The organism is Streptomyces sp. NPDC006743, assembly GCF_040703815.1.
Taxonomy (GTDB): Bacteria; Actinomycetota; Actinomycetes; order Streptomycetales; family Streptomycetaceae; genus Streptomyces.
Map to the genome: position 1 here is coordinate 1 of NZ_JBEYJA010000084.1, position 18376 is coordinate 18376.

Below are 18376 nucleotides of genomic sequence, written 5' to 3' on the forward strand. Positions count from 1 at the left end.
CGGGGGGGGGGGGGGGCGGGGGGGGGGGGGGGGGCGGGGCCGCGCCCGGGGGGGGGGGGGGGGGGGGCGGGGGCCCCCGCCGCCCCCCCGGCCCCCCTCCCCCGGTCCGGCTCACACCTTCCGGTAGGCGTAGGCGTCCGCGGCGGCCGCCTCGACCGCGTCGATCCCAGCCCCGGTGGCCGCCGTCACCACGGCCGCGACCGCGCCCTCGACGAACGGCGCGTCCACCAGCCGGGTGCCTTCGGGCAGTTCGTCGCCCTCGGCGAGCAGCGCCTTCACCGTCAGCACGGCACTGCCGAGGTCGGTCAGCACGGCCACCCCGGCCCCCCGGTCCACGGAGGCCGCCGCCGCGGCGACCAGCTCCGCGCTGGTGCCCATGCCGCCGCCCTCCCGGCCGCCCGCGGGAGCCACCGCGACCCCCTCGGCCCCGCCCGCCAGTCCCCTCGCCAGCTCCGCCACCGAGGCCGCGACCTCGGCGCTGTGCGACACCAGCACGATCCCGACCCGTGCGCCGTCACCACCCACGTCAGCCCTCCACCCCTTCGGCCGTCCCGCTGCTCCCGCTCGCCCCGCCGTCCGTGCCCGTTCCGTTCGTCCCGTCCGCCGCGCTCGCTCCGGCCGCCTCGGCGAGGGCGGCGACCAGCAGCGCCGACGACGTGGCTCCCGGGTCCCGGTGCCCGATGCTGCGCTCCCCGAGGTAGCTCGCCCTGCCCTTGCGGGCCTGCAACGGCGTGGTCGCCTCGGCACCCCGCTCGGCGGCGGTGCGCGCGGCGGCGAACCCCTCACCGAGCGCGTCCACGGCAGGCACCAGCGCGTCGACCATCGTCTTGTCGCCCGGCGCGGCACCGCCCAGCTTCATCACCCCGTCCACGCCGGCCCGCAGGGCCTCGGCGAGCTGCTCGCCGGAGACCTCGGAGGCGTCCCCGAGCGCCTTGCCGGTGCGGCGCAGCAGCGTCCCGTACAGCGGCCCCGACGCGCCGCCGACCTTCGAGATCAGCTCCCGTCCGGCCAGGGTCAGGACTCCGCCCGGCGTGTCGGGCGCCTCCTTCTCCAGCGCGTCGCGCACAGCCGTGAAACCGCGCTGCAGATTGCTGCCGTGGTCGGCGTCCCCGATGGCCGAGTCGAGGTCGGTGAGCCGCTGCGCCTCACGGTCGACGGACGCGGCCGTCGCCGTCATCCAACGGCGGAAGAAATCGGCGTCGAGCACTGGAACTCCCTTGCGTGATGGATACGGACGAGGTGCCGGCACCGGTCACAGACCCCAGCGCAGTCCCGGCGTGTTCACGGGCGCGTCCCACAACCGCAGCAGCTCCTCGTCGATCTGGCACAGCGTGACCGAGGCACCCGCCATGTCGAGGGAGGTGACGTAGTTGCCGACCAGCGTGCGGGCGACCGCCACACCGCGCTCGGCCAGCACCCGGTGCACCTCGGCGTTGAAACCGTACAGTTCGAGCAGCGGGGTCGCGCCCATTCCGTTGACCAGGAGCAGCACGGGATTGCGCGGATTCATGTCCTCCAGGATCGCGTCGACCGCGAAGTCCGCGATCTCGCCCGACGTCATCATCGGCCGCCGCTCCCTGCCCGGCTCGCCGTGGATGCCGATGCCCAGCTCCAGCTCACCGGCCGGCAGGTCGAAGGTGGGGCTCCCCTTGGCCGGGGTGGTGACGGCGCTCAGCGCGACGCCGAAGCTGCGCGCGTTCTCGTTGACCTGCCGGGCGATCGCCTCCACGCGCTCCAGCGACTGCCCCTCGTCGGCGGCGGCGCCCGCGATCTTCTCCACGAACAGGGTGGCGCCGGTGCCGCGCCGCCCCGCCGTGTACAGGCTGTCGGTCACCGCCACGTCATCGTTGACCAGGACCTTCGCGATCCGGATGCCCTCGTCCTCGGCGAGTTCGGCCGCCATGTCGAAGTTGAGCACGTCACCCGTGTAGTTCTTCACCACGAACAGCACGCCCTGCCCGCTGTCCACGGCCGCCGCCGCCCGCAGCATCTGGTCGGGCACCGGGGAGGTGAAGACCTCTCCGGGACACGCGGCCGTCAGCATCCCCGGCCCCACGAACCCGCCGTGCAGCGGCTCGTGCCCCGAACCGCCGCCCGACACCAGGGCGACCTTCCCGGCCACCGGCGCGTCCCGGCGCAGGATCACCCGGTTGTCCACGTCGACCGTCAGCTCGGGATGGGCCGCCGCCATGCCGCGCAGCGCGTCCGCGACCACCGTTTCGGCCACGTTGATCAACATCCTCATGGGGTCTCCTCCATAGCTCGGCGCTTGCCTCCGGGGCCTGCTTCCCCGCAGGCCACCGGCGTGGACGGCGGTTGGCATGAGGCGCTGACGGCCGCCTGGCACCGGCGGCCGTCCGTCCCGTCTACTGAAGTATTGACCTTGTGGCGGCGAAGGTCACCTGCGTCCGTCCGCCTTCACCGCGTGTAGCGCCCGGTGACCGAGGGTGCCCGGGCCGCACCCGTACCGGCCGGACCCGCCGCGGGGCGCCGGCCGCCGCCCGCGAAGCCGGTGTAGTGGGCGAACACGATGACGTTGCTGTCGTAACCGCGGCCGCCGGTGTAGCTGCCGCCACAGGTGATGAGACGCAACTCCGGTGCCGGGGTGGGCCCGTAGACGGCCTCGGTGGGAAAGCGGTCCTTGGCCACCGTGACCACGGTGTCGACGGTGAAGCGGGCGGTGATCCCGTCGGCGCGCAGCACGTCCACCCGGTCTCCGGCGCGGACCTGCCCCAGGCGCCAGAAGACGGCTCTGCCGCCGGGCAGCCGTGCGGAGTCCACATGGCCGAGCACCACGGCCGGTCCCGGCTGTCCGGGCGCCGCGCTCCCGTCGTACCAGGCGGCCTCGCGGGCCTGCTCCGGGCGGGGGACGGCGACCGTGCCGTCCTTGTTCAGGCCCAGACCGAGGACGTCCGCGTGGATGCCGAGGCGCGCGAGGTCGATCCGCACGGGCGGGGAGTGCCCCAGCGCGGGCGCCCCGGGGGGAGCGGAGGGGTGCGTGACCGGCGGCAGGGACGTGCTCGCCGGGGCCCGGGGCGGCGGCTCGTGCGTCTCCAGGACCCCGCGGACCGCGACGGTCAGCCCCGCCAGGCCCGCGGTGACGCAGACGGCGGCCGGCCACAGCGGCCTCCCGCCCCCACCTCGCCCTGAAGACCCGCCACCCCGCCCTGTAGACCCGCAACCTCGCCCTGGAGACCCGCCGCCGGGTCCAGGATCCCCGGCATCGCCTCCGGCAGGTCCGGGGTCACGGCCAGGGCGCCCGGCATCGTTTCCGGGAGGGCCCTGGTCGCCTTCGGGGCGTCCGTGGGCAGACACGGGAGGGCCCGGGGCGCCTTCGGAAGGTCCGGGGGTGCGTCCGGGAAGGTCCGCGTCGTTTCCGGGAGGTCTGGGGTCGTCTGCGGGGTGTCCGGCGGCGCGTCCACGATGTCCGGCGTCGTGGCCCGGACGGCCGTCGTCGCGCCCGGGGTGCCCCTGCCCGCCGTCGTCGTCAGCCGCGCGCGGCACCGCGCCGACGCCGCAGCAGAAGGGCACCGGCGCCCGCGCCGGCGGCGGCCACGGCGCTCCCGGCGGCGATGAGCGGTGCGCTGGAGGCCTGGCCGGCGCCGTCCCCGGTGTCCGCCGCGCCCCGCGGCAGCACGGCCTGCGCCGACGCGGAGGCGGACGTGGACGTGGCCGCGGACGTGTCGGTCCGCGGGGCGGTGGACGGCCCCGCGTGCCGGGAGAGCCAGGTCAGGAAGTCCGTGATCTCCGACTCCTGGCCGGTGGCCCCGGAGGCGGCGGCCGCCCGCAGCTCGGCGTGGACCGCACGCGCCTGCGGCTCCAGGAACTGGACGAGACCCGAGTTGTGATGCGGGATCATCATGTTCACGAACGCACGGTCGAACGCCTCGCCGCCGGCCGTCGCGCGCAGTCCGGACAGCAGGCGCCGGACCTCCTGCTCCAGCCCCCGCGCCGCCTTGCCGACGCCGGCGGGGAGCTTCGCCGAGGCCTGCTCGGGAGTCATCCCGTACCACTGGCGCAACCAGCGGGTGAACTGCTCCACCTGGCGCTGGTGGGCGGTGATCAGGTCCTTCGCATGGGCGCGCAGTGCGCCGTCGGTGCCCCGCTCCGTCTCCAGCCGGGCCATGTCGATGGCCGCCTCGTGGTGCGCGATGATCCCCGTGAGGAAGGCCGTCTCCAGGTCCTTGCCGCGCAGCGCGGCCAGCTCCTCACCCAGGCGGCAGGCGAGCGGCGACAGCGACGGGGCCGCCGGACCGTCGCCTCCGGCGCGCGCGTCGGCGGTGCGCGCACCGGAGGTCGCGACGGGACTCGGGACGGTGGTGCGGGCGAGTGCCGGTGCGGCGGGACCACACAGGACGGCGCCGAGCGCGAGCAGTACGGCGCCATGACGGCGCCAGGGTATGGGTACGTTCACGGCAGAGCCTTTCTGGGAGAACCGGCGTCTGGCGGAACCGGCGCGGGCGGTCCCCGCACGGGTGAGAGGGAGCCGCACGGACAGAACGTGTCCGGCCCGGTACTCACAGTAGGAAGAGCGGCGGCCGGGGGCCGCGCCGGTGTGCTCCATCCGGGCGTACGGCCGCGGCGACCGCGTGCTGCCCCGCGTGCGGCCGTCGTCCGGCGTGCGGCGGCCGTCGGGCGGGTGGCCGTAACCGTCCGGGGTGCGGCAGCGGTCGGGCGCACGGCCCGCGCCGCGCCCTTCGACGGCCCGCCAAGGGCAGCCGGGAAGCCCCGTGCGGAAAGCTCGTGCGGAAGGCCTCTGCGAAGGGCCCGCGGGAGTCCTACGCCGCCCCGCCTAGGACCGGACGCGCAGACCCGGCGGTGACGCTTACGACTTCCGCCCGTTCCGCCGCCGCGGACGGCCGCCTAGCGTCCTCGCCATGGCACAGACAGGAATTCTCGACGAAGCGCTCCAGCGACTGCACCGCTCGGGCCCGGAACGCCTCGGACGGCTCACCAACCACGCGCCGATGGCCGTCGAGGCACTGGCCGCGCACGGGCAGGCGGGCGCGGTGCACCGCTGGCTCGATCTGTACGCCGGCAAACTGGAGGACTTCCCGTCCGGCACCGAACCCGTCACGGCCGCCGACTGGCGTACGGCGCTCGGCGATCCGCGCCGGGTCGCCGACTGGATCGGCCACTTCGAGCGCGAGATCGCCGAACGCCCCTGGCGCGACGTGCTCACCGAGTGGTGGCCCCGGCTGCTGCCCGGAATGTACGGCGGCTCGACGCACCCGGTGATCCGGGTCGGCCACGCCGTACGCACCCTGCTCACCGGCGAGAGCACCGGGCCGCGCCTGGCCGAACTCGCCCACGGCCTCGGCTACTGGGCCGCCCGGCACCGTCCCGTGCCGGACCTCGTCCCGCTGCCCGGTGCCGCGAGCGCGGCCGGCGCCCTCGACGCGGTGGTGCCCATCGCGGAGCAGGACGGCGGCTTCCCGGACCGGCTCGGCCGCGTCACGGGCCTGCCCGTGTGGGCCGCCGCGGTCACGGACGCCGACGAGGCGCACCGCCGCCTCACCGAACTGGTGCGCGCGGCGACCCACCGGTACGCCACGCACGGCCACGGCGAGCCGACGATGCTGGTCCATGCCGCGACGGCCCCCAACGCCGTCCTGCGCACGCTGCCCGCGCTGCCCCGGGTGCTGTGGGCCCCGAGTCTGCGGGCCGCCTGGACGGCGTCCGCGGCGGTCACCGCCATGTACGCCCCCCGGGACCCGGTCGAGTACGCGCCCTTGGGCACGTTCACGCCGGAAGAGGTCTTCGAACGGGCCCTCGTCCACGGCGACGAGCACGTCATCAAACTCACCGACACCGCCCTCGACGTCGGTGACGCACAGGCGCTGGCCGCCGCGCTGCGCGCCGTCGAACTGAGCGAACCCCTGGTGTGATCCCGCCCCCCTGGCGTGCCCCCGGGCCAGCCCCCGGTGCGCGCTCGCGCGCCGCGCCCCGGGATGCGCGGTTGCCGCCCGCGGGCCGCCGCCCGGCCGGGCGCGGGCGGTCTTCGCCGCGTGCCGGGCGGCCGCGGCCGGTCGCGGGTCGGGACCCGGTCCGCCGCGTCGTTACGCTCGACACCACGATGAAGAACCACACCACTGAGCTGGGGCCGAAGGCCGACAAGGGCACCGTCCGACGGCACAACCTCAGCCTCGTGCTGCGGGCCGTGCACGACGCGGGCGAGGTGACACGGGCCCAGATCGCCACCCGGGTCGGCCTGACCCGGGCCGCGGTGTCCTCCCTCGTCGAGCAACTGCTCGCCCACGGCTTCGTCACCGAGTCGGGCAAGACGAGCAGCGGCCAGGCGGGCCGCCCCGGCACGGTGCTCAAGGTCGCCCGGACCGGCCCGGCGGGCCTCGGCGTGGAGATCAACGTCGGCCACGTCGTCGCCTGCGTCGTCGACCTCGCCGGCACCGACCGGGTCCGGCTGGAGGAACACGTCGACAACCGCGGGGTGCCGCCGTCGCAGGTGCTGCGACGCGCGGCACGGCTGGCCGCACGGGCCCTCGGTGCGGCCGCCGCTCAGGGGCTGGAGCCGGTCGGCGCCCATGTGGCGGTGCCGGGCCTGGTCACCGGCGGCTCCGTCCGGCAGGCCCCCAACCTCGGCTGGCGGCGCGTCCCCGTCGAGGGACTGCTCGCGCAGGCGCTGAGCGCGCTGCGGCCCGGCCGGCCGGCGCTGCCGGTCAGTTCCGACAACGAGGCGAACGCCGCCGCGCTCGCGGAGCTGTGGTACGGCGCCGGGACGGAGGGAGTGCGCAGCTTCCTCTACCTCACCGGCGAGATCGGCATCGGCGGTGCCCTCGTGCTCCGGGGCGAACTGCTGCGCGGCGCGCACGGTTTCGCCGGCGAGATCGGGCACATGGTGGTCGACCCGGACGGGCCGCTGTGCCGGTGCGGCGCCCGGGGCTGCCTGGAACAGTACGCCGGTCAGGCCGCCCTGCTGGACGCGTCCGGCGTCGGCACGGACGCGGGCGCGCAGGCCGTCGCGGAACTGCGGCGCCGGGCGCGGCGCGCGGACCCCGCCGCGCTGGCCGCGATGGAGCGGGCCGGGCGGCAGTTGGGCGTGGTGGTCTCCGGAGCGGTGAACCTGTTCGACCCGGACGCCGTGATGCTCGGCGGCGTCTACCGGGAACTGATCGAGTGGCTGGCCCCGGCCGTCGACCGCGAACTGGCGCGCCGGGTGGTCTCCGGGCTGTGGCGCGAGGACCGGAGCAGGCTGCGGGCGGCCTCCGCGCTGGGCGACGCGGCCCGGGGGGCGGCCGGAGTCGTCGTACGGGAGGTACTGGCCGACCCGGCCGCCTGCGCCGAGCGCGCCGCGGGCGGCCCGGACCCGCACGAGGGGCGGTCCTGACCCGCGCGGCGGTCCCGCCCCCACGGGGTGGAGCCGGCCCCCGCAGCGACCGGCCCCGTAGCGACCGGCCTCGTAGCGCGGCGGGCCCGCGCAGGGACTCGGCTGCGTAGCGCCGCGGGCCTGCGCGCGGCCGACCCGGTAGCGCGGTCGGCCCCCGCGGCGGCCGGCTTCCCGCAGCGACCGGCCCCCGCGTCGCCCTGCCTCGCTCAGCCGCGCTGCGCGGCGATCAGCGACCTGTACCAGTGGTAGCTGTCCTTCGGGGTGCGCCGCTGTGTGTCGTAGTCGACCCGGACGATGCCGAAACGCTTGTCGTAGCCGAACGCCCACTCGAAGTTGTCCAGCAGCGACCACACGTAGTAGCCGCGGACGTCCACCCCCGCGTCCATGGCGGCCCGCAGCGCGCCGAGGTGGTCCCGCAGGTAGGCCACCCGGTCGGTGTCGTGGACCGCGCCGTCGGGGCTCACCTCGTCCTCCTCCGCCGACCCGTTCTCCGTGATGTGGAGCGGTGGCAGGGCGTCCCCGTAGCGCTCCTTGAGGGAGACCAGCAGGTCGGTGAAGGTGGCGGGGGCGACCGGCCAGCCCATCGCGGTGCGGCGGGCCCCCGCCAGCGGCACCTCCCGGTAGCGGTTGTCCGTGGCCACGCGCCGGGCGGGGTCGCTCTCGCGGTAGGGGGCGTCGGCGACGACGATCGGCCGGTAGTAGTTGACCCCGAGGAAGTCCAGCGGCTGGGAGATCAGTTCCAGGTCGCCCTCGCGCCGGAAGTCCTGCCCGCTGATCAGCTCGCCCCAGGTCTCCTCCTCGGTGTCCGGGTAGCGGCCCGCGAGGAGGGGCTCGGTCCACACCAGGTTGTGCTGGGTGTCGGCGCGCACCACGGCCGCCAGGTCGGCGGGGGAGCCGGTGGCGGGCAGGTTGCGGTCCAGGTTGAGGGTGATGCCGACCTCGCGCACCCCCGCCGCGCGCAGCGCCTGCACGGCCAGCCCGTGGCCGACCAGCAGGTGGTGGGCGGCGGCCAGCGCGCCCCGGCCCTCCTTGGCGCCGGGTGCGTGCCGCCCGACGGAGTAGCCGAGGAACGCGCTGCACCACGGCTCGTTGAGGGTGATCCAGCGCGGCACCCGGTCGCCCAGGTGCTCGGCGACGACCGCCGTGTACTCGGCGAACCGCTCGGCCGTCTCCCGGACCCGCCAGCCGCGCCCCGCGGCACAGCCGCCCTCCGCCGGGCTCTCCAGGGCCTGCGGCAGGTCCCAGTGGTAGAGGGTGGCGGCCGGTTCGATGCCGGCCGCGAGCAGTTCGTCGACCAGCCGGGAGTAGAAGTCCAGGCCCTTCTGGTTCACCGGGCCCGTGCCGTCCGGCACGATGCGCGGCCAGGCGATCGAGAACCGGTACGAACCCACGCCCAGGTCGCGCAGGAGCGCCACGTCCTCCCGGTAGCGGTGGTAGTGGTCGCAGGCCACGTCACCGGTGTCGCCGTCGGCGACCAGGCCGGGGGTGTGGCTGTAGGTGTCCCAGATCGAAGGGCCTCGCCCGTCCTCCCGTGCCGCGCCCTCGATCTGGTACGAGGCGGTCGCCGCGCCGAGGACGAAGCCGGGCGGGAAGCCGAGGTGGTCGCTCATGCTGTGCTGCTCATCTCCGTGTTCGGGGGCGTCACTTGACGGAACCGCCGGTGATCCCGGCGGCGATGTACTTCTGGGCGAGGACGAGGAGGACGGCCGCCGGGACGGCGGAGAGCACGGAGGCGGCCATGACGGAGCCCCAGTCGCCGACGTGGGCGCCGATGTACTGGTAGATGCCGAGGGTGACCGGTTTGACGTCGTCGGTGGTGTTCAGGGTGAGGGCGAACATGAAGTCGCTCCACGCGAACAGGAAGGCGAACAGGCCGGAGGTGATCAGGGAGTTGCGGCTCATCGGCAGCACGACCTGCACGAAGGTACGTACGGGGCCGGCGCCGTCCATCTGGGCGGCTTCGACGACTTCGCCCGGGATGGACACCATGAAGGAGCGCATCAGGACGATCGAGAACGGGATGCCGAGGGAGGCGTCGGCCAGCATCAGGCCGAAGTAGGAGTTGACCAGCCCGAGGTCGGTGTAGGTGTTGTAGAGCGCGTTGGCGATGACGATGCCGGGCACCATCTGGGTGATCAGTGTGCCGAACACGATGGTGCGTGTGCCGGGCAGCCGGAACCGGGCCAGTGCGTAGGCCGCGGGGGCGGAGATCGCCAGGCAGATGACGACCGCGCCGAGCGAGACGGCCAGCGAGGTCAGCAGGTGGGGGCCCTGGTCGCCGAGGGCCTTGGAGAAGCCGGACAGGTCCAGGCTCCCGGGCACCGGGTCGACCTGGAGCAGGCCGGATTCGGGCTGGAGAGCGGTGTTGAGCATCCAGTACAGCGGGAAGAGCATCACGCACAGGACGAGCACGCCGGCGGCGGTGGAGCCCCAGCGGCGCCTGGAGGTCTTGGGTGTCTGAGAGGCCATGGCCGTCACTTCCCCTCGGTGCGGTTGGCCCGCAGGTAGAACACCGCGAACACGGCGGAGACGAGGATGAGTACGTTGCCGACGACGGCACCCGCGCCGAAGTCCAGCTGTACGAAGGAGTTCTGGTAGGTGAGCGTGCCCAGGGTCTGGGTGGCGTCGGCGGGGCCGCCGTCGGTGAGGGCGAGGATCAGGTCGAGGATCTTGACCGTCGACATGAAGCCGAGGACGAGGACGACCGTGATCACCGGACGGAGCATCGGCAGCGTGACGGAGCGGAAGGTCCGCCAGGCGGAGGCGCCGTCCAGGGAGGCCGCCTCGTGCAGTTCGCCGGGGATCTCCTGGAGTCCGCCGTAGAGGATGACCATGTTGAAGGGGACGCCGATCCAGATGTTGACGAGGATCACCGACAGCAGGGCCGTGCCGGGGCTGGTCAGCCAGGGGGTGTGCCCGCCCAGGCCCAGGGTGTCGAGGAAGGAGTTGAGCACGCCGGTGTCCTGGTCGAGGATGCGCCGCCACACGATGCCGGACACCACCATGGGCACCAGCCACGGCAGCAGGATCAGGGAGCGCAGCACCCCGCCGAGGGGGAATCTGCGGCTGAAGAACACCGCGAGCGCGAGGCCGATGCAGAACTGTCCGAGCAGTGATCCGGCGGTGAACACGAGTGTGTGCCACAGAGCTTTGCCGAACAGGGCGTCCTGGAAGACCTTCGACCAGTTGTCGGCGCCGTTGAAGGGGGCCTCACCGGTGAAGAACGTCTTCGGTGTGTAGTGCTGGAAGCTCATCACGACGTTGCGGACGAGGGGGTAGCCGAAGAACAGGAGCATGAAGACGACGGCGGGGGCGACGAAGCCCCACCGCGCGAGGCTGCGGCGCAGCCGCAGCCGCCGTGGGTCCGGGGCGCCGGCGCTCTGCTCGGCGGCGGGCACCGGGACGGTGACGGTGGACGTGGTCATGGGCGCGTACCTCAGTTCCCGCTCGTGGCCCGCTGCTGGGCGCGCGTCAGGGCGGTCTTGCTCGACTCGCCGGTCAGGGCCGACTGGAAGGCGCTCTGCAGGGCGAGCGACACGCTCGACCAGCCGGCACCGAGCTCGGCCGTACGGGAGCGGGCCGCCGCCACCTGGCCGGCCAGGGCGTCCAGCTCGGGCACCCGTTCGCGCCACACCGCGGCGGCCCGCTCGTCCGCCGGGACCATCCAGCTGTTGAGCGCGTACGTCAGCTGCTCCTTCTCACCGGCCAGGCAGGCGACGATCCGCCCGGCCTCCTTCTCCCGGGCCCGGTCGCCGGTGTTCGGCACGGTGAGCACCGCACCGCCGAGGGGCCCCACGGACTTGTCCCCGGCCCGGGGCACCGGGATCCGTGCGATGCCCCAGTGCAGCGACTTCTTCGTGTTCAGCGTCTCCACCTGCCACGGTCCGTTGATCATCATCGCGGCGTTGCCGGCCATGAACTGGTCGTTGACGTCCGCCTGCGTCCAGCTGACCGTCGACTTCGACAGCGAGCCGTCCTTCAGCAGCGACTTCCAGAAGTCCAGGGCCTCGACGACGCGGGGGCCGTCGAGCCGGGTCTCGTCGCCGCCGTTGGACCACATGAACGGGGTGAACTGGAAGACGCCGTCCTCGGCGCCGCCCGCGCTGAGCGCCACTCCGTACCGCTTGCCGTGCGTCAGCTTCGCGGCGGTGGCGCGCAGTTCGGCCCAGGTGGTGGGGACCTTCAGACCCGCCTCGGCCAGGACGTCCTTGTTGTAGAAGAGCGCCAGCGTGTTCACCGAGCGGGCCGCCCCGTAGTAGGTGCCCTTGTAGGAACCGAAGTTGACGATGCCCTGGGGGACGTGGCTCGTGCCGAGGCCCAGGGCGCGCAGATCGGTCAGCCCGCCCGCCTCGGCGAACGTCGGCATCTCCGAGGCGTCGAACTGCACGATGTCGGGCAGCGACTTGGAGGACGCCATGCGCAGGGCCTTCGTCATCACCTGGGCGGCCGGGACGCTCTGCTGCTCGATGGTGACGCCGAGCTGCTTGCCGCAGCGGGCCATCGCCTGGGCGTCCCAGCGGTGGTAGGACTCGTCGGTCGAGGAGTTGAGCACGGTGTAGACGCCGGGGTCGCGCTGCTGACCGCAGCCGGTCAGACCCGCGCCGGCGACCAGGGCGAGGACGGCGGTGAGCGGCGCGAGGGCCCGGCGTGAGCGCCCGCCGCCCGCGGCAGCCGGGTCCCGTCCCGGCCTGCCGAAGGTCCACACCCCGGTCGTGAACCGATCTTCAGGAGTCCCGTTGAAGCGCTTCGACATGCTGCGGCCCTTGCTGTCGTGTCGCCCGGCGTCGTCGCCGGAGGCTTTGTTTGCTGAGATGACTAATACGTCAATCGCTGGCGCCGCGCTAGCCCTGTACGCGTGTTCGTTCGCGCACCCTTCGAAGTGGCACTCAGTGCCGGTCCGGAAAAAGTGCCTGGTCAGTCGCGTGCATCGGAGACAAGACCCCTACGCGGCCTATTTGTTTTGTGTACGATCAAAATGCCGGGCGACAGCCTGCGCAGCCCCGCCGAACAGTCCCGCTCCCCCGAGGAAGACCATGAAGTTCACCAACGGGTTCTGGCGCATCCGCGACGGCGTCCAGCTCGGGTACGCCACCGAGGTACGCGACGTACGTATCGAATCGAAGCGCTTCACCAGCTATGCAGCCGTGCAGCGGGTGACCCGCAGAGGGGACACCCTCAACGCCCCGCTCCTCACCGTCGACTGCTTCTCGCCCGCCGAGGGCGTCATCGGCGTCCGCGTCACCCACCACGCCGGCAAGCGGCACCCGGGCCCGGACTTCGCCCTGGCGGCCGAGCCCGGCGGCGCCGGTGAGGTCCGCCGGGACGGCACCGTCACCGAACTGGTCAGCGGCCCGCTCACCCTGCGCCTGGACCGCGCGGCCCCGCACACCCTGACCTTCCACGGCGCGGACGGGCGGGAGCTGACCCGGGCCGGCCGCAAGGGCACCGCCTTCGCCACCACCGACGACGGGGCGCACCACGTCCTCGCCCAGCTCGCGCTCGGCGTCGGGGAGCAGATCTACGGCCTCGGCGAGCGCTTCACCCCGTTCGTCAAGAACGGCCAGGTCGTCGACGTCTGGCAGGCCGACGGCGGCACCAGCAGCGAGCAGGCCTACAAGAACATCCCCTTCTACCTGTCCTCACGCGGCTACGGCGTCTTCGTCAACCACCCCGGCGCCGTCTCCTTCGAGGTCGGCTCGGAGTCCGTCGGACAGGTGCAGTTCAGCGTCGAGGACCAGACGCTGGAGTACTACGTCGTCGCGGGCCCCACCCCCAAGGACGTCCTCACCCGCTACACCGCCCTCACCGGCCGCCCGGCCCTGCCCCCCGCCTGGTCCTTCGGCCTGTGGCTGACCACCTCCTTCACCACGGACTACGACGAGAAGACGGTGATGTCCTTCGTCGACGGCATGGCCGAGCGCGGCATCCCGCTCTCCGTCTTCCACTTCGACTGCTTCTGGATGCGCGAGTACCAGTGGTGCGACTTCCAGTGGGACCCCGACGTCTTCCCCGACCCGGAGGGCATGCTCGCCCGGCTCAAGGCCAAGGGCCTGAAGGTCAGCGCCTGGATCAACCCCTACATCGCGCAGAAGTCCCCGCTGTTCGACGAGGCCGCCGCGCTCGGACACCTCGTGCGCAGGCCGGACGGCGACGTGTGGCAGTGGGACCTGTGGCAGGCCGGCATGGGTCTGGTCGACTTCACCAGCCCCGACGCCCGCGCCTGGTTCCAGGCGAAGCTGAAGCCGCTGCTGGACCAGGGCGTGGACTGCTTCAAGACGGACTTCGGCGAACGCGTCCCCACCGACGTCGTCTGGCACGACGGCTCCGACCCGGAGCGCATGCACAACTACTACACCCACCTGTACAACCGGACGGTCTTCGAACTCCTGGAGAAGGAGCGGGGGCAGGGGGAGGCCGTGGTCTTCGCCCGGTCCGCGACGGCGGGCGGCCAGCAGTACCCCGTGCACTGGGGCGGCGACTGCTGGTCGTCGTTCGAGGCCATGGCCGAGTCGCTGCGGGGCGGCCTGTCCCTGTCGCTGAGCGGTTTCGGCTTCTGGAGCCACGACATCGGCGGCTTCGAGGGAACGCCCGACCCGGCGGTCTTCAAGCGCTGGCTGGCCTTCGGCCTGCTCTCCTCCCACAGCCGCCTGCACGGTTCGTCGTCCTACCGCGTGCCGTGGGAGTTCGGCGAGGAGGCCGTCGACGTCGCCCGGCGCTTCACCCGGCTCAAGCACCGCCTTATGCCCTACCTGTACGGGGTGGCCGTCGAGGCCCACCGCACCGGCGTCCCGGTGATGCGGCCGATGGTCCTGGAGTTCCCGCACGACCCGGCCTGCCGTCCGGTCGACCGCCAGTACATGCTCGGCCCCGACGTCCTGGTCGCCCCGGTGTGCAGCGAGGACGGAGAGGTGGAGGTGTACCTGCCGGAGGGCACCTGGACCCACCTGCTCAGCGGAGAACGGGTCACCGGACCGGCGTGGCGCACCGAACGCCACGGCTACGACAGCCTGCCCCTCTACGTCCGCGAGGGCGCTGTCCTGCCCCTGGCCGCCGAGGACGAGCGTCCCGACGGCGACTGGCTGGACCGCCTCACCCTGCTCGTCCACCCGTCGGACGCGGCCGGCGAGTGCCGCCCGGTCCGCGTCCCCGACCTGAGCGGTGCCACCGCCGCCGAGTTCCGCGTCCGGCGCGAGGGCCGGCTGCTGCGGGTCACCGCCGAGGGCACCGACCGGCCCTTCACCGTGCGGGTCGCGGGCGGTGCGAGCGCCGAGGGCGCGGGGGAGGTGACCGTCCCGCTCGGGTGAGCGCGCGAACATCCTCGGCGGGTCCGTGCGCGGCCGGCGCCCTCGGCGCCGGCCGCGACGGCCCCTCGGGGCGCGCGGCTCAGCCCTCGGCCTCCTGCTCGGTGAGTGTCCAGGCGTACTGGAGCCAGTCCGCCGCCGTGACCGCACCCAGGCCCGCGCAGATCAGCCGGGTGGCCCGGGGCGCGCAGACGTAGCCGCCGGTCAGGGCGCCGGCCACCCACACCGAGGTGCAGAACGGGCAGGCCACCAGGTCGCCGATCGCGCGCCGGACTCCGCTGCCGCGCGGCTCGTCCATGACCTCGCCCGCGGGCAGCTCCTCGCCGCGCCGGGTGAAGGGCGCCCGCAGGAAACTGGTCACCTTGTCCTTGGTCAGCAGCCGGGACGCCTTGAACGTCGCCGCCCCCAGCAGGACCACGTCCCACGGCGGCACCCGCTCGGGCAGCCGGACGCCCCGCCGGCGGGCCACCCCGGCGAAGAGCGCCGCGCCCGCCGTGAACGTCGCCGCGAGCGCGGCGTACCCGCCCAGGGGCACCTCGTCACGGTCGTCGTACGACTCCTGTGCGGCCGTCATGCAACACCCTCCTTCGCCGGTCCCGCCGATCGCGGACCCCGACCCGGGTGCCCAGCGGCGCCCTGCGCCACACGTGCGCGGACGACGGCCGACCCGGTCCCACCCCCGCGTGGACGAGACCCGTCCCCGGTCCCACCCGTGCGCGGACGACGCCCGCCCCCGGTCCCGCACGTGCAAGGAAGCGGCCGCCTCCCGTCGTCGCACGCCTCGGCCGCCCTCCCCGCGAGCCACGCGCGCCGGCCGGCCGCCCCCGACCCGCCTCCCGAACCCGCCTCGCGCCCCGCCGGCCGCCCCCGGACCCGCCCCGCGCACCACCGGCCGGCCCTCGCCGGCACACGGGAGGCGTGGTTCCGGTCTTTCCGGGTACCCACGGCGCCATGGCGGTGGGCAGGACGACGACGCGAGGACCGCGCGGGGGATCCGGGGGACCGGGGGGAGCCGCGAGAGGAACGAACCCGGCACTGGGGCGGGCCCTGCTGCGCTGGGCCACCACGACCGATCACAAGGTGATCGGCAACCTGTACATGGCGACGGCCTTCTCGTTCTTCCTCTTCGGCGGGGTGCTCGCCCTGCTGATGCGGGCCGAACTCGCCCGCCCCGGACTCCAGTTGGTCAGCGCCGAGCAGTACAACCAGCTCTTCACCATCCACGGCACGGTGATGATGCTGCTGTTCGCGACCCCCATGTTCGCCGGGTTCACCAACGCGGTCATGCCGCTGCAGATCGGCGCGCCCGACGTCGCCTTCCCGCGGCTCAACGCGCTGTCCTCCTGGCTGTACCTGTTCGGCGGGCTGATGGTGGTGTCCGGCTTCCTGGTGCCCGGGGGAGCCGCCGGATTCGGCTGGTTCGCCTACGCGCCGCTCAACGCCGCAGCGAGCCTTCCAGGAACCCGACGTACCAGTCGGGCTGGGACCCGCTCGACACCATGTCGGGGCGGTAAGGACCGTACTTCCAGAGGGGGTTGACCTGGGCGACGCCCGCGAGCAGCGTCAGGACGCCGGACACGGTGCAGAGCAGCCCCAGCGAACTCGCCGTGAACTGCGGGAACAACGGCCTGCCCACCACGTCGGCCTCGGCGCGGCCCGGGCCCGCCCACTGGGTGTGCTTCAGGTGGAACACCAGGATCAGGTGGGCGGTGACGAGGGCGAGCAGCAGGCCCGGGACGAGCAGGACGTGCAGCGGGTACAGCCGGGAGATCACCTCGTGTCCGGGGAACTGGCCGCCGAAGACGAGGAATCCGACGTACGTCCCGACGACCGGCACCGACAGCATGACGCCCTGCGCGATCCTCAGCCCCGTCCCCGACAGCAGGTCGTCCGGCAGCGAGTAGCCCGCGAAGCCCTCGGCGAGCGCCAGCAGGAACAGGCTCACGCCGATCATCCAGTTGATCTCGCGGGGGCGGCGGAACGCGCCGGTGAAGAACACGCGCAGCATGTGCACGCCGATCGCTGCGACGAAGACCAGCGCGGCCCAGTGGTGCAGCTGCCGGATCAGCAGCCCGCCGCGCACGTCGAAGCTGATGTGCATCGTCGACCGGTAGGCGGCCGACATGCGGATGCCGTCCAGCGGGGTGTAGGTGCCGTGGTAGACGACCTCGGTCATGTCCGGGTGGAAGAACAGCGTCAGCCAGACGCCGGTCACCAGCAGCACCACGAAGCTGTACAGGGCGATCTCGCCCAGCAGGAACGACCAGTGCTCGGGGAAGGCCTTCCGCAGAAGGCCCCCCGCTTCGTACACGGGCGCCCGCCCGTCGAGATGGTCGGTGGTCTGCTCGGCCGCCTCACGGAGCCCGGCCGCGGCCCGGGCCCTCCTCCTCCGCATCAGCACGGCGCACGGGTGCCCGTGCGCCGCTGACGGAAACCAGGGGTGACGCCCCTTCTACGTGCGGTCGCCCTTCGGCTTGCCCCGCTGGTCCGGTGTGCCGTGCGGCGGCGGACTGGACGGCTGCGGTGAGGTCGCCGGGGTCACCGGGGAGCCCGCGTGTGTCTCCCGCCGCTCCGGGCGCGGCGCGGAGGGGTCGCCCGGGGCGGGCCGGGCGCCCGACTGGAGCTGCCGCAGGCGGGCGGTGAGTACCTCGGTCGCCGGCGGCCGGTCGGCGTGGGTGCGTTCATGGGCGAGCAGTTCCTCCACCGCCTCGGCGGGCAGGGAGCGCACCCGGCTCTCCAGGGACCCGAGGGGCAACTGGTCGTAGTCGGGCAGGGGCAGGGCGCTGCGGCCGGTGTCGTCGGCCATGGATCTCACTTCCCTCGGGGGCGAGGACCGTGCGGAGCGGTCCCTCGGTGCGACGTCCCCGCGCTTGCGGGCGCGGGTCCCCATGCGCGGATCCGGCGCGTGCGGGCCCCGGTGCGGCGGACTCGCGGGCCGGGCCCCGGCCCCGGCACGGGCCGTGGCCGGGACGGCCGGTGCGGACCCCGGCGGGGACCCCGTGGCGCGGGTCAGTGGCGACCGGAGCCGCCGCTGCCGAACGAGCCGCTGCTCCCCTCGTTCCAGCGGGGACGCGTCTGCGTGGGGCTCGTGCGCGAAGCGGCGTTGCCGTGCGCCGGCAGACGGTGCGGTGTCAGCCGTTCGCCGTCCCGGGGCACCTCGTGGGGCTCTCGGTTCTCCAGTACTTCGCCGACCGGGCCGGAGTCCGGCAGACGCGGCTGCTCCTCCGGGCGTGGCGGCGCGGGCTCGCGCCGGCGGATGCGCGCGCCCATCCAGAACGCGCCGATCAGCAGGGCCACCAGGACCAGCCCGGCGACGAACGGCCAGATGCCGATCGCGGCCCCCTCGGCCGCGGCGATGTCCAGCGATGCGTTGCTCATGGAGCGCGGGTACCCCTGGCCGGGCCGGCGAACCGGGCGCTGTCCGGCCCCCTCCTGCGCGCGAGGCCGACGGGTGCCGGCCCGGAGCCGGTGCGCCACGGCGCGCCGTGAGCTGCGAACGAAAGCGGAGTCCGGTCAGCCCGCGGCGTCCGGCGCGTGCGGACGCACCGCGCCGGAAGGCCCTCGTGGCGGAGCTGCCGGAGCCTTCCGGCAACAACCGCGAGCGCGCGTACCGGGCGCCCCACTTGTTCGCCGCTCCTAGTAGTGCTTGGTCAGGTTCACTCGCCGGTGGCGTGTCCGTTTGATCGGGTGTGTCGTTGACGGGGTGTGATGGGTGGGGAGTTGGCCGCGG

Annotated in this window: 15 protein-coding genes and 2 pseudogenes; 4 read left to right on the forward strand and 13 right to left on the reverse strand. The window is 73.9% G+C overall.

Annotation, left to right across the window (positions count from 1 at the left end; all coding sequences use genetic code 11):
- Positions 1 to 111 precede the first annotated feature (111 nt).
- The 5 genes from ABZ719_RS35250 to ABZ719_RS35270 form a co-directional block, all read right to left on the reverse strand.
- Positions 112 to 525 (reverse strand): PTS-dependent dihydroxyacetone kinase phosphotransferase subunit DhaM, encoded by a 414-nt coding sequence (locus ABZ719_RS35250; RefSeq protein WP_037853992.1) that lies wholly within the window; start codon positions 523 to 525, stop codon positions 112 to 114.
- Position 526: 1 nt separating this feature from the next.
- Entirely contained in the window at positions 527 to 1207 is a 681-nt protein-coding gene (dhaL, locus tag ABZ719_RS35255; protein WP_366729248.1) for a dihydroxyacetone kinase subunit DhaL, read from the reverse strand.
- Positions 1208 to 1252: 45 nt separating this feature from the next.
- Positions 1253 to 2245: a dihydroxyacetone kinase subunit DhaK gene (gene dhaK, locus ABZ719_RS35260; RefSeq protein WP_366729249.1), complete on the reverse strand. Its 993-nt coding sequence runs from the start codon at positions 2243 to 2245 to the stop codon at positions 1253 to 1255.
- A gap of 173 nt (positions 2246 to 2418) precedes the next feature.
- Complete coding sequence (locus ABZ719_RS35265) at positions 2419 to 3531, reverse strand: class F sortase (RefSeq protein ID WP_366729250.1); 1113 nt, start codon at positions 3529 to 3531, stop codon at positions 2419 to 2421.
- Complete coding sequence (locus ABZ719_RS35270; protein WP_366729251.1) at positions 3488 to 4414, reverse strand: DUF305 domain-containing protein; 927 nt, start codon at positions 4412 to 4414, stop codon at positions 3488 to 3490. The genes ABZ719_RS35265 and ABZ719_RS35270 overlap by 44 nt, the downstream gene beginning before the upstream one ends.
- A gap of 463 nt (positions 4415 to 4877) precedes the next feature.
- On the opposite strand from ABZ719_RS35270, the gene ABZ719_RS35275 reads away from it, so the two are divergent.
- Positions 4878 to 5888 carry a questin oxidase family protein gene (locus tag ABZ719_RS35275; RefSeq protein ID WP_366729252.1) on the forward strand — a complete coding sequence of 337 codons (1011 nt, stop codon included), beginning with the start codon at positions 4878 to 4880 and terminating at the stop codon, positions 5886 to 5888.
- Between the two features lie 188 nt (positions 5889 to 6076).
- The gene (locus tag ABZ719_RS35280; RefSeq protein ID WP_366729253.1) at positions 6077 to 7345 is read left to right on the forward strand and encodes an ROK family transcriptional regulator; all 1269 of its coding nucleotides are present in this window, start codon (positions 6077 to 6079) and stop codon (positions 7343 to 7345) included.
- A 206-nt stretch (positions 7346 to 7551) separates the two neighbouring features.
- On the opposite strand, the gene ABZ719_RS35285 is transcribed toward ABZ719_RS35280, so the two are convergent.
- From ABZ719_RS35285 to ABZ719_RS35300, 4 genes are read right to left on the reverse strand one after another with little or no spacing between them, the layout of a single operon-like run.
- On the reverse strand, positions 7552 to 8955 hold the full coding sequence (locus ABZ719_RS35285; protein WP_366729254.1) for a GH1 family beta-glucosidase: 1404 nt from the start codon (positions 8953 to 8955) through the stop codon (positions 7552 to 7554).
- A gap of 31 nt (positions 8956 to 8986) precedes the next feature.
- The gene (locus ABZ719_RS35290) at positions 8987 to 9814 is read right to left on the reverse strand and encodes a carbohydrate ABC transporter permease (protein ID WP_366729255.1); all 828 of its coding nucleotides are present in this window, start codon (positions 9812 to 9814) and stop codon (positions 8987 to 8989) included.
- A gap of 5 nt (positions 9815 to 9819) precedes the next feature.
- Positions 9820 to 10770: a sugar ABC transporter permease gene (locus ABZ719_RS35295; protein ID WP_366729256.1), complete on the reverse strand. Its 951-nt coding sequence runs from the start codon at positions 10768 to 10770 to the stop codon at positions 9820 to 9822.
- Between the two features lie 11 nt (positions 10771 to 10781).
- The gene (locus ABZ719_RS35300; RefSeq protein ID WP_366729257.1) at positions 10782 to 12098 is read right to left on the reverse strand and encodes a sugar ABC transporter substrate-binding protein; all 1317 of its coding nucleotides are present in this window, start codon (positions 12096 to 12098) and stop codon (positions 10782 to 10784) included.
- A gap of 280 nt (positions 12099 to 12378) precedes the next feature.
- On the opposite strand from ABZ719_RS35300, the gene yicI reads away from it, so the two are divergent.
- Positions 12379 to 14649 carry an alpha-xylosidase gene (gene yicI, locus ABZ719_RS35305; protein WP_366729258.1) on the forward strand — a complete coding sequence of 757 codons (2271 nt, stop codon included), beginning with the start codon at positions 12379 to 12381 and terminating at the stop codon, positions 14647 to 14649.
- Between the two features lie 79 nt (positions 14650 to 14728).
- Here the strand turns inward: yicI and ABZ719_RS35310 are convergent, their stop codons facing one another.
- A complete protein-coding gene (locus tag ABZ719_RS35310; protein ID WP_366729259.1) occupies positions 14729 to 15220 on the reverse strand; it encodes a DUF1360 domain-containing protein in 492 nt (163 codons plus the stop codon).
- A gap of 524 nt (positions 15221 to 15744) precedes the next feature.
- Here ABZ719_RS35310 and ABZ719_RS35315 point away from each other — a divergent pair.
- Positions 15745 to 16092 (forward strand): annotated as a pseudogene (locus ABZ719_RS35315) (cbb3-type cytochrome c oxidase subunit I); the annotation flags it as partial.
- Here the strand turns inward: ABZ719_RS35315 and ABZ719_RS35320 are convergent.
- The 3 genes and pseudogenes from ABZ719_RS35320 to ABZ719_RS35330 all read right to left on the reverse strand — a co-directional run.
- Positions 16088 to 17047, reverse strand: a pseudogene (locus ABZ719_RS35320) (cytochrome b N-terminal domain-containing protein); the annotation flags it as partial. The pseudogenes ABZ719_RS35315 and ABZ719_RS35320 overlap by 5 nt on opposite strands.
- Positions 17048 to 17098: 51 nt before the next feature.
- The gene (locus tag ABZ719_RS35325; protein WP_366729260.1) at positions 17099 to 17452 is read right to left on the reverse strand and encodes a hypothetical protein; all 354 of its coding nucleotides are present in this window, start codon (positions 17450 to 17452) and stop codon (positions 17099 to 17101) included.
- A 203-nt stretch (positions 17453 to 17655) separates the two neighbouring features.
- The gene (locus tag ABZ719_RS35330) at positions 17656 to 18024 is read right to left on the reverse strand and encodes a DUF6479 family protein (RefSeq protein ID WP_366729261.1); all 369 of its coding nucleotides are present in this window, start codon (positions 18022 to 18024) and stop codon (positions 17656 to 17658) included.
- Between the last annotated feature and the right edge of the window lie 352 nt (positions 18025 to 18376).